12 protein-coding genes and 1 rRNA gene are annotated in these 11,754 nt (G+C 30.9%); 11 read left to right on the top strand and 2 right to left on the bottom strand.

The genetic code is table 11. The annotated features are described in order from the left end of the window. The first annotated feature begins 23 nt into the window (after positions 1-23). From rrf to aac(6'), 3 genes are all read left to right on the top strand, one after another. A 5S ribosomal RNA gene (rrf, locus tag AC2UOP_RS02915) occupies positions 24-140 on the top strand. A 290-nt stretch (positions 141-430) separates the two neighbouring features. Beyond that, positions 431-874, top strand: a complete 444-nt coding sequence (locus tag AC2UOP_RS02910; protein WP_484832564.1) for a GNAT family N-acetyltransferase — start codon at positions 431-433, stop codon at positions 872-874. A gap of 14 nt (positions 875-888) precedes the next feature. Continuing rightward, positions 889-1,329: an aminoglycoside 6'-N-acetyltransferase gene (aac(6'), locus tag AC2UOP_RS02905; RefSeq protein ID WP_484832563.1), complete on the top strand. Its 441-nt coding sequence runs from the start codon at positions 889-891 to the stop codon at positions 1,327-1,329. Positions 1,330-1,377: 48 nt separating this feature from the next. Here the strand turns inward: aac(6') and AC2UOP_RS02900 are convergent, their stop codons facing one another. Together AC2UOP_RS02900 and AC2UOP_RS02895 are read right to left on the bottom strand one after the other, a co-directional pair. Beyond that, complete coding sequence (locus tag AC2UOP_RS02900) at positions 1,378-1,860, bottom strand: threonine/serine exporter family protein (protein ID WP_484832562.1); 483 nt, start codon at positions 1,858-1,860, stop codon at positions 1,378-1,380. Then, positions 1,860-2,645 (bottom strand): threonine/serine exporter family protein, encoded by a 786-nt coding sequence (locus tag AC2UOP_RS02895; protein ID WP_484832561.1) that lies wholly within the window; start codon positions 2,643-2,645, stop codon positions 1,860-1,862. Before AC2UOP_RS02895 ends, AC2UOP_RS02900 begins: the two co-directional genes overlap by 1 nt. Before the next feature lie 104 nt (positions 2,646-2,749). On the opposite strand from AC2UOP_RS02895, the gene AC2UOP_RS02890 reads away from it, so the two are divergent. The 8 genes from AC2UOP_RS02890 (at position 2,750) to mraZ (ending at position 11,752) form a co-directional block, all read left to right on the top strand. Further along, complete coding sequence (locus AC2UOP_RS02890) at positions 2,750-5,137, top strand: DNA internalization-related competence protein ComEC/Rec2 (RefSeq protein ID WP_484832560.1); 2,388 nt, start codon at positions 2,750-2,752, stop codon at positions 5,135-5,137. Then, positions 5,127-6,140, top strand: coding sequence for a DNA polymerase III subunit delta (gene holA / locus AC2UOP_RS02885; RefSeq protein ID WP_484832559.1), 1,014 nt, complete (start codon positions 5,127-5,129; stop codon positions 6,138-6,140). Before AC2UOP_RS02890 ends, holA begins: the two co-directional genes overlap by 11 nt. A 174-nt stretch (positions 6,141-6,314) precedes the next feature. Beyond that, positions 6,315-6,695 (top strand): BlaI/MecI/CopY family transcriptional regulator, encoded by a 381-nt coding sequence (locus AC2UOP_RS02880; protein WP_484832558.1) that lies wholly within the window; start codon positions 6,315-6,317, stop codon positions 6,693-6,695. Positions 6,696-6,705: 10 nt separating this feature from the next. Beyond that, the gene (locus tag AC2UOP_RS02875) at positions 6,706-8,073 is read left to right on the top strand and encodes a M56 family metallopeptidase (protein ID WP_484832557.1); all 1,368 of its coding nucleotides are present in this window, start codon (positions 6,706-6,708) and stop codon (positions 8,071-8,073) included. A 22-nt stretch (positions 8,074-8,095) separates the two neighbouring features. Beyond that, positions 8,096-9,973, top strand: a complete 1,878-nt coding sequence (locus AC2UOP_RS02870; RefSeq protein ID WP_484832556.1) for a hypothetical protein — start codon at positions 8,096-8,098, stop codon at positions 9,971-9,973. A 4-nt stretch (positions 9,974-9,977) separates the two neighbouring features. After that, positions 9,978-10,598 carry an ATP-binding cassette domain-containing protein gene (locus tag AC2UOP_RS02865; RefSeq protein ID WP_484832555.1) on the top strand — a complete coding sequence of 207 codons (621 nt, stop codon included), beginning with the start codon at positions 9,978-9,980 and terminating at the stop codon, positions 10,596-10,598. A gap of 35 nt (positions 10,599-10,633) precedes the next feature. After that, a complete protein-coding gene (locus AC2UOP_RS02860; RefSeq protein ID WP_484832554.1) occupies positions 10,634-11,068 on the top strand; it encodes a hypothetical protein in 435 nt (144 codons plus the stop codon). A gap of 261 nt (positions 11,069-11,329) precedes the next feature. Beyond that, on the top strand, positions 11,330-11,752 hold the full coding sequence (gene mraZ / locus AC2UOP_RS02855; RefSeq protein ID WP_019213809.1) for a division/cell wall cluster transcriptional repressor MraZ: 423 nt from the start codon (positions 11,330-11,332) through the stop codon (positions 11,750-11,752). The last annotated feature ends 2 nt before the right edge of the window (positions 11,753-11,754 follow it).

The following is an 11,754-nucleotide window of genomic DNA, read 5'->3' as shown; positions in this document are numbered from 1 at the left end:
AAAGAATTATGGTTATTAAGAAATGTGGCAGCAATAGCAAGAGGGAAACACCCGTAACCATACCGAACACGGAAGTTAAGGCTCTTAACGCTGAAGGTACTTGGTTGGAGACGACCTGGGATAATAGGTAGCCGCCACTTAGCAAAAAGACAGTGCTAACGAACTGTCTTTTTTAATCTTATCAAAATTGCGCATGGAACTTGTTCGCTTTGTCGGCAATACTCAGGTATGGTTAGTACATTCCGTTTGCCGAAAAGCTCCACTGCGTCCCATGCATCATAGCGTAAAGGTTCTTGTCCAGTTTGGACAAGGTTCTTCTTCTGCTGAAAGATTTTAATGAGATCAATATATAGGATCATCTTATCCATCATAGCGTAAAGGTTCACTTAGCAAATTACATATTATATATAATAAGAAAGGAATACAGACAATGTTTTACAATACTGAAAATTTAAAAGATAAAGAAATATACTTAAAACTTAGAAAAACTTGTGATGCGCAGCCTGAAAAGGCTTGGCTTCCTGCTTACTACTTCGACATTTGTCTATTAGATGGCACTAAGGTAGGCGTATGCGATTTACGAATCGGTCACAATTTAAATACATACATTGGTGGAAACATTGGTTACGTTGTTGATGAGCCGTACAGAGGACATCATTATGCGATGAAGGCGTGTAAGCTATTATTCAATTTAGCTAAAATGCACGAGATGAATTATTTAATAATTACATGTAAACCTGACAACATTCCCTCGTATCGCACTTGTGAGCTTCTTGGCGGAGATCTATTAGAAGTAAAAGAAGTTCCTCAAGGCCATGATTTACGTAGACAGGGTTATACTGATGTAAATATTTATAGATTCGATTTAGATTAATTATTGGTGATATTATGATTAGAGAAATGACTATTTCAGACGCGCCAGCTCTTGCTGCTATGGCGCTTAAGATATGGGACAGCGATGACAAAGATGAACTGGAACAAGAATTCATAGACATGACTCGCGACAAGGAGTCTACTTGTTTCATTAAATTTATTGGTGATAAGGCAATAGGTTTTGCCAATGCTTCGCTTCGTCATGATTACGTTGAGGGCTGCGAAACGTCTCCAGTAGCTTATCTTGAAGCTATATACGTAGATGAAGAGCATAGACATTTAGGCTATGCAAAGGACTTAGTTAATAGATGTGAAGAATGGGGAAGAGAGCAAGGAGCTAAGGAATTTGCAAGCGACTGCATTTTGACAAATAATGATAGTTATAAATTTCACATCGCCATCGGTTTTAAAGAAGTAAATAGAATCATTTGCTTTAAGAAAGATATAAATAAATAGCAAAAAATTAGCCATCCACTTAGTGGATGGCTTTTAAAATGCTTCATTTTATTGATTTTTGCCTTTATATATTTTTTTAAGTCTCTTTAATTCTTTTTGTGTTTTTACATTCCTAAATATCTTACTTACTGATGATGCTATCATAAGTCCCACTGCTATGGCGATTGCCATGAATAAAGACTGTACTGCTTCTGTTGCACCCATTTCAAGATTGTCATTGATGAAGTAGTTCATCGATTGATATATCTTAAGGCCTGGCACTAGTGGTATGACGCCTATAATAAAGTAGCAATTGACTGGTGTTTTTTGCCATCTTGCAAAAAATTCTCCAAGTATACCGCACAATAGAGCACATAGTAGCGACGAAAATATATAGCTGAAGTTATTTTCTGTCAAGACCATATACAAAGTCCAGCAAATTGCACCATTGATTGCGCATAAGAATATATTCTTCTTTTGTATATTAAATAAGACGGATATGGTTGCGCATGAAACGCTCGCAAGTAAGAATTGTTTTATTACATAGTTCATTATATCCACCCCATTAGCGAAACAAGCATAAGTACGCTACCAACGCCGAAGGCTATGGCAACTGCTACGAATATGGCCTCAAAGCTTCTTGCAGTACCAGCGATTAGGTCGCCACTTAAGAAGTCTCTAATTCCTGATGTAAAGGCAACTCCCGGCACTAGTGGTAGTATCGAGCCAACAACTATCATATTTAGATTATGTCCTAAATTTAGCTTAACTAGTAAAACTGCTGCAAGTGTTGCAACAAGCGAGGACACGAAGTTACCTAAGAAAGGTGTTTTCGATAGCTTTAGTATATACTCGTTTACAACAAAGCCACATGCTGATGTAAATATCGAGCAGGCAAAGTCACTGAAACTGCCTCCAAGCATTAGCGTGAAGACCGCACAGCCGATGCAGGCCATCACAAGTATCATCATAAAGCTATATTCACTTTTCTTTTCAATCTCTTCAAGCTTTTGCATAGCGTCATCTATAGCTATATTCTTCGCGCAAAATTCTCGCGAGAAAGCATTAATCATATTGACCCTGCCGATGTTATTGCCTCTAGTCTCGATGTTTTTCACAAGATAGAAGGACGAATTATCGTTGTTGTCGCCTATGATTATAACTGTAGGAGAGAGAAATAAGGGTATGTCGAAGTAGCCGTAGCTTGAAAGTATCCTCTTAACTGTATCATTTGCCCTCGAAATTTCCGAGCCATTCTTAATGAGTAGCTCCGCAGTTTTTAGGGCGATGTTATAAATTTTTCTACGCTCCATGTAAGCGTCTGTAATATTTTCCATAGTATCACCAAATATATTATAATATATTTTTGTGAAAAAGTCACTTATTTTCTGTAAATTCTTTTAATAATTAGATATAAGTGATATAATTCTATTGAGGAACTATGAGAAGAAAATATTCGTTTTTTGCGTGTATTATGGTTCTCGCAGCCATTTACACTTATTATTTTAATATCAATAGCTATATTTTAATAAGCCTTGGTATAATTTTGGGCTTAAGCATATTTACAAAAAATCGTACAAGGCTTTATTTGCTTTTGTCTGTGATTGTATTTTTCCTAACAGCTATTTACACTAATTATAGGGGACAGAGCGTTTTTAAAAAGTATAAGAATGAGCGTGAAGAATACATAATTAGAGTGCAAAATCTTAAGGAATATGATGGATACTCTACTTTTTTTGGTACTGTGAAAAATATTGATGGCAATATTTTTAATGAAAGGCTTAAGTGCTACTACTCAGGAAAAGAAGCACTGGCTAATTTTGATACTATTAAAGTAAGTTCTAAGCTTGAAGATATAAGGATAAACGCGAATCCAAATCTTTTCAACGAAAAGATGTATTATTTAACAAAAAATATTAAGTACAAGGCAAAGTTTAAGGATTTTGAAAAAATTTCTTGGAAAATGTCTTTGGCAGAAAAATTAAATCTTGCTTTTGAAAATAAGCTTGATGCGCTAACTAAAAACAAGATGAATACAAGTAACTCAAATTTTCTCAAGGCGATATTTATGTCAAATACAAATTATCTTGATGAAGATGAGCTTGGAACTTATAGGTCAGTTGGCCTCGGCCACTTACTTGCAGTTTCTGGCCTTCACGTATCCTTAATAAGTTTTGCCATCATATTTATACTTGTGGGTCTTGGAGTTTCAAAAAGAAAGGCGAGCAGCATTTGCATAATATTTTTAATCATTTATGGCGCTGTAATCAATTATCCAGTATCATTTTTAAGAGCCATGATATTATTTATCGCGTTTGATCTAGCCTTTGCTTACGATATAAACATAGAGCGCGTCGAAATCATATCAATTGCGCTAATCATAACGCTTTTAATAAATCCATACTATGTATTTTCGGTTTCGCTTCATCTTTCTTATGGAGCAGCTTATGCGATAGAAATAATTTTTAGAAGACTCAAAAAACTTGGCGATAAGAAGAATAAGCTTCAAGAAGGGGTACTCTTTGTTCTTGCGATTAACTTAGTTTTAGCACCAATTCAGCTATATACATTTCACGAGTTTAATTTTATTTCACTAATCACAAATTTAATTTTACTTCCGATTTACTCAGCCATAATCACAGCAAGCTTTATAATACTTGTGATTTCAATAATTATAAGCCCATTCTCTATCTTATTCACAATCGTCAACTATTTACTAAGTGGTTTATACAAAATTTTATTATTTATCTCAAGAGTCGATATTTTGAAGGTTTCGCTATATAATCAAGATGCGCTTATCTTAGCTTATTTCGTCTTGCTTATAGCTTTTTATTTTGCTAATAATTTTAGCTACATGAAGACAAAGCTAGTGAAGTTCATGCTTATGATGATGGCGACAATCACATTTACTGGTAGCTTCATATATATGAAAAATCAAAAGCATTATGACACGCTCAATATGATTAGCATAGGTCAAGAAGAGGCAATGCTTTTAGATATAAATAATAAGAAAATTATGGTCGATGTGGCAGGAGACATCATGGGCACATCATTTTCATACGATAGAACGCTTAGAGAAGTCCTTAAGAATGCGGGCGTAAACTCACTAGACATAATTTTCGTCTCGCACTTTGATAGCGACCACTATGGTAACCTAATCTATTTACTAGATGATTTTAAGGTAAAGAACATCTGTTTTTACAAGGAATTAGCTCCAGAATTTATTAAAAAAGAGATAATTTCTAGAGGAATTAATTATATAAATCCAAATAATATTAATGGTATTGACCTTGGCAACGATAATTATATCAAGATTGTGCACAGAGACAAAGATTTTGATAGCAATAACAGCTCACTTTTATTCGTATTAAAGGCGCACGGCGCAAAAACTCTATTTACTGGCGATATTGAGAGAGAAGCTGAAGATTATTATATTGATAAACTATCTAAAATTGACATATTAAAAGTCCCTCATCATGGATCAAAAACTAGTTCATCAATTAATTTTCTTAAAAAAACTATGCCAAAAGATGCAATTAGCTCGCAAGGGCTGAATAACTCTTATGGACATCCACATGAAGAAACGCTTGAAAACTTCAAAAGCATTGGCGCAAATTTTTACAGAACCGACAGGCAAGGCATGATTAGCGTTGTCTTCAAAGATAACGGATATGTGATAGAAACTTTCTATAAAGAATATTACAATTATCTTGATTATATGAAAAAATACATTTTCTTATTGACCTTGATATCTATAATATTTTCTTATATAATAAGTATAATAATTGATGAGTATAAAAAATATGGAGACATGATTTATGAACTATAGAAATTTTTTAAATGAAGTAAAAATGAATAATGTCAGCGGCGCTTATCTTTTCAAGGGAATAGAGTGCTATCTCATGGACAAGACCTTGGATGCGCTGATAAATAATTATCTTGACAGCAATCAAAGGCTTATGAACCTAGCGGATCTAAAGTACTCAGAGAATTTGATTAAAGATATCAAGGCTAATATCACTATGCTTCCTCTTATGGCTGAGAAAAAAATTACAGTTGTGAGAAAAGCAAATGAGAGCATCAAAGCGCTTAACGATGATGATTTACTTGGGGAGCTTGGAAAAATGTCTGATGCGAGCATAATCATATTTATGGATGAGGATGACAGCATAAAAAAGACATTTAAATTTTATAAATATTTCAAGAAAAACGACCACATAGTAAATTTTGACAAGGAAAAGATAGAGGACCTTGTTAAGTGGACGGCGCGTAAATTTAACGAGCTGGGCGTAGAAGCAGGTTTTGCCGAATCAAGATTCTTGATCGATAGACTTGGCTTTTATAGCGACGAAAGCGTCAATATGTATAGCCTTGAATCAGAAGTGGAGAAGCTAGCGAGCTACATAGGCAAAGGTAGACTCACTCGAGGCACAATTGAAAATGTGGTTAAGGAAAATACCATTGACAATATCTTTGCCATGATAGACGCAATCAATAATAAAAAGACAGCTGCGGCACTTAATGAATATGAGAAGCTATTAAGAAATGATGAAGCAGACATAAAGACCTCATATATGATTTTTAGAAACGTAAGACTCCTTTTAGAATTAAAAATTTGTGATATAGAGAAAAAAAGCGAAGTTGAGAAAAAAGATTTATTAAAAATATCGCCATACGAGTACAAAAAGCTATCAAGCCTAGCGAACTCATATAATTATAAGTTTTTACTAAAGTTTATGAATGAGCTAAAAGATTTAGATATAAGTTTGAAAAATACAAGCAAAGATAGTACTATGATGATAAAAAATTTAATATATAAGATGACAGAATAAACTGTTTTATAAAGAGGGCTTAGGCTCTCTTTTTTTATAAGCCTTCTCTATAGTAAAGGCATTATATATAGAATTTTATAAATTTACTATAAAAAAGTGCAAAATCACTTGACAAATATAAAGTTAAGAGGTATACTCAAATTGAGAATATAAATATTTGCGAGGAGGTATAGTATGAAATTTTCAGAAGGTGAATTTAAAGTCATGGAAGTCATGTGGGAAGGCACATGCTTAAATGAAAAAGGAGAGATAGAGGCACTAGAGCTTTGGAAACTGCTTAATGAAAAATTTGGCATGGCAAAGACATCTGCCTATACATTTTTTAGTAGACTAGTTGATAAGGGAGCGCTTCTTAGAATTGATCCTAAATACAAACTAAAACTAGGCATTAGTAGAGAAGAAGCTTTAGAAGAAAAACAAGATGAAGCTATCGAGCAGTTGTTTCAAGGCTCTTTCTTAAATGTTTGTAAAGCGTTTTTAAAAAAGAAGAAAGTAAGCAAAAAAGAATTAGATGAAATAAAAAGCCTAATTGATGATTTAGATAAAAATAATTAAGATGGTGAATATGGTTAAAATAACAGGAGCTTATCGCGGCATAAAAAGTATACTGCTCATAGCTATAATACTTTTATTTCGAAATATTTTAAACAGAAGCAGTATAAAGAGAGCAAATAAAGTGCTTTGGACCATATTACTAATATTTTTATTGCTTCCGTATTCAATAGTCTTTAAAGTATCTAAAACGGCGGATTATGGTTTATTAAACATACCAGTCAAAGTTTTACTGTCTATTAGTAATCTTACACGTCAAATAACAAACAGTGTTGCAGATGTATTATCACGACTTAATATATATATAATAGCTACACTTTTCGTTATTTATTTAATCGCAAAGATTGTTGAGAGAAATAAAGCATTGCAAGGTTCAAAATTATTAGAGAATAACAATTTTGTCAATGAACTCATAGATGATTTTCACATAAGACGAAAAGTTACAGTGCTTATAAATGACAATCTTTCAACTCCAGTAACGTATGGCGTTTTTAAACCAAAGATAGTTCTTCAAAGCTATATACTTGAGGACGAAGAACTTTTAGAGCACGTCTTAGTGCATGAGCTGACACATATAAAGTACTTTGACATAGCCTTTACACATATAAAGAATATAGCTCTTTGCTTGTATTGGTACAATATAGCGATGTGGATATCTAGCAAATTTTTTGAAGATGATTTAGAGATACTTTGTGATAAGAAAGTTTTAGAAAGACTTGGAAATACACAAGAAAATAAGAAAGCTTATGCAATGAGCATGTTTAAGATTATGGAAAGGAAAAATAGGAACGAAAACCTTGTATTGAGCTTAAATCCACAAAAAGAAAGAATTGTACTTATGAAAGTATATAGGAGGAGGTTTAGCGGTTTATTAACTCTTTTAGCAGCGCTAATATTTGCTTTTTGCACATTTGTTGAGGTTTTGCCTAGTGATACAACAAGGGTTATCGAAATAAGTGATTTTGAAGAATACGAAGTAGTAAGAAACGATAGAGTTAATATACTTTGTGAAGAAGAAAATAAAAAGTCAAATTCACTTAAAGAATATATTTTGATAGATGCACTTGATGAAGAAGTAAGTGGCCATATAGATGACTTTGATCATAGATCGTATGAAGTGAACATGAGCTCATTTTATGGAAAAACATTTGATGATATGATTATTGACATAAGCGATATAGAATGTGAAAGCGAAGCTAAGTTCTTATTAGAAATAGAAGAAAATGGAGACTTGATTTTTAGTGATATCTTAAACAAAGATACAAGACTAAAAATTGAAGGTTGCAGTATGAATAAATATAAAATAATAATAGATAATTTTACGGAAGGCTATTCAAGTTATAGAATAAAAGTTCAAAAGCGTGCAAAAAATATTAAATAAATTTAAATTCGGAGGTGATTATATGAAAAAACTATTTACAATAACTGGCGCTTTAACTGCAGTCTATTTAATATATCTTTTTACTATTTGTTCTAGCTTTTTTATATTTCCGCAAAGTGATGGACAAATTTATGAATGTCTAGTAGATAAAAGTATTAGTTCTGAAGAACTTAAAAACTTATCTAGTAAATATGACATTACCACTTTTACAAATGAATATAAAAATAATAGCGTTTTTAACCAAGAAATTGAATTTTCTTTTATTAATACATCAAGTAAAGATAAGATCCAATATGGACTACAAAAACAACTGATAAGATCTAATAAAATTTTATATAAAAGTTCTGAAAAGAATAATTTAAGAGTTCAAAGATTCTGGGCTATAAATAATGATGATAAAAATTTTGATGAGTTTGAAAAAAGTCTTATAGACTTTAATTTCAGAAAAAATCTTTTTAGAGATAGTGGTACAAATATTTCGATAATTTTTTTAGAGGAAAACATAATATATTTTTTATGCATAGTTATGTTTATGATATTTTGTATTAGCATACATTATATACTAAGAAGCAAAGAAATCGCTATTTTAAAATTAAATGCTTATAACACCTATAAAATTTCTTTAAAAGTTTTGCTTAAAGCAATAAAATCAGCTTTTTTGTCTTTTACAACAATAAGTATTATGTTTATGATATATATTTTAATTAAAGATAAATTCCTTGTTAGAGATTTTATAATGATGTATTTATATATTTCATTATGCCTATTAGCTGTAACATTTATTGCTTCATTAGTAGCGAGTGTATTTGTTAAAAAATTAGAGATAATACCTGCATTAAAAAATTATAAGAACAATAAAGCCATATTAATTTTAGTTATTTCATTTAAAATAGTAATAACAATTGCATTTATGTTTTCAGCTTCTAAGTTTTATGAAAATTATCTTGATTGGAAAGTAGCAAAGCAGGGCATAGAGGTTGTTTGGAGCAATGACTTAAGTTATATAAAAACTTCTAGCACACCTGATGAAAACTATATGGATAAAATTTTAAAATGTATAAGCAGTATAGACAAAGAACATTTGTATAATTATGCAAATCCTAGTTTTAGCTTATACGGGCACCAATCTTTAGACCATAATAAAAAGAATAATATGCTAGATAATCCGCCAATTATTCGAATGTCACATAACATGCTTGATTATGTAAAAATATATTCGACCGATAACAAGTTAATTAGTAAAAACGAAGTTGATGCGAACAAAAATACAGTTTTATTGCCTTATAATTTAAAGTTAAATACAAATGAAATACTTATGGGCATAAATGATTTTGAAAAAGCAGAAATTAAATACATCAAAGAAGGACAAAAACATTATAATTTACTTATTCCTGAACAAGTTGTATATAATGCAGTGTATCTTTTGACGCCTGTCGAAAACAATATTTATTACAATGGCGGAAGACTTATATTTGATGAAAAATCAAATATGCAAATTGATAATTACTTAATAGAGATTGGGGCAGATAGGGGAACGGTATCAATTGTGCAGCTAAAATCTGATTATAATAAAATTATAGATAATCTTTGGTTAATATTTATAGATAATCTTCAATTTATGATTATTAATATTCTTTCTTATACTCTTTCAATATTGGCTGTATCCATAGCTTATTGTGAATATAGAAAGAAAGAGTTAGCAGTACTAAAAATTAATGGAGTTAAGCCAAAGAGGGTGATTTTAATATTATGTGGAATAAATTTCTTTATAAATATTATAATTGCTGTATTAATAAACAAAATATTTGTTATATTTGCACTATACGAGATAATTATAAATTTAATAGTTATTAGAAATTACTATTCTAAAAAGTCACTTAGTATAATTAAAGGAGAATAATTGTATGATTGAATTAAAAAGTGTATACAAAAAATATGGAGATAAAATCATATTTGAAGATTTAACTTGTAATATTAAAAAAGGCGAATTTGTTGGAATAAAGGGAAGTTCTGGTAGCGGAAAATCAACACTTTTAAATATGATGGGATTACTAGAACCTTGTGATAGCGGAGAAATTATTATTGATAGTAAACTCGTTGACTTTAGAAACAATAGACAAGTGAAAGAAATACTATCTAAGAAAATTTCATTTTTATTTCAAAATTTCGCTTTGATTGATGATTTTTCAGTTTTAGACAACTTATCTATAGGTTTAGACAAAAGAATAAAAAATAAAAGAGAAAAGATTGAAAATGTTCTTGATGATTTAAACTTAAATATTGATATAAACAGCAAGGTTTTTAAATTATCTGGAGGAGAACAACAAAGAGTAGCTTTAGCTAGAGTTATTTTACAAAATAAAGATATTGTTTTGGCAGATGAACCTACAGCTTCAGTTGATAAACTTAACAGAGAGATAATTTTAAGCTGTTTAAAAGATTTAAATGATAAAGGGAAAACTATAGTTTTAGTATCACATGACGATTACGTAATTAGCAGAACGGATAGAATTATATATTTATAGTTAAAATAGAAAGAATGATATGGAGTGAGAGTTAAATGAAAGAAAAGAACAATGCGGCTTGGGAAAGCCATGAAAAAAGACTTAACGATAAGATTTTTTTGATATTGTTAATTATAGTTTCACTAGCATTTGTATATAGAGTTTTTGTCTACGATCCTTTTTTTAATCCGGATACATTATTTGTCAAAGCTAACAAAGTCATGTCTAATACCGATGCTATTAAGAGTGAGGATAAGATAATTAAGTTTAATATAGTATCAAGTACAATAAAAATGGAAAGAGCTGAAGATGAGTATACTGACACAAAAGAGGTATTACTACTTAATGATGCTGGTAGAGAGATTGGCAAAGCAAAACTTTCTAAATTTAATGGTGAGGATGTAATTAGAGTCTTTAAAAATGAATTTAAAGTTGAATTATTAAATGAAAGTGCTAAACTTAATTTCTTATTACTTAAGGAAGCAATTTAGCATCAAATAAATTTAATCTATATAAAAGTTAATAAACCCATAGATATTAATGACTAGTGTAAAAGCTAGTCATTTTTTATTAAAAAATTTTTAAATACTATCAAAAAATACTACTTTAGTAGTATTTTTTGGACATTTGTGTAACATGATTGTAATATTACTAGTAAAATGTGTGAAAATGGTTTAAAATGGTTGTAAAGAAGCTAGAAATGGTTCGAAATGGTTATTAATGTTTAGAATAGCATTAAGAAGGTGTTATCAATGTTCATGGGTTTATTTAAACATAGTATTGATTCAAATGGGAGGGTTATCATACCCTCTAAAATGCGTGATGAACTTGGTAAAGACTTCATAATCACTAGAGGTTACGACAGATGTATCTACGTTTATAACCGTGAAACTTATGAGAAAAAGCTCGAACAATTCGATGATTTACCTGATACTGTTCTAGAAAACAGAAAATTTGAACGTGAGATGTTCCTTTACATGAATGAAGCTAACATGGACAAAAACGGCCGTGTTATGCTACCTGAGATGCTTAGAGACATGATGGATATAAAGGGCGACGTTTACATAATTGGCGTTAGAAAGAGAATTGAAATTTGGGATACAGAAGTTTATAAGAACTATAAGGCAACTGTTGCACCTCTTGAAGAGCTTGCAAATAACATAAAGAGAGCGTAGTT

Source organism: Fenollaria sp. (assembly GCF_057222035.1).
Note: the sequence above shows the minus strand (reverse complement) of the source record. Positions and strands in the feature narration are given on the sequence as shown.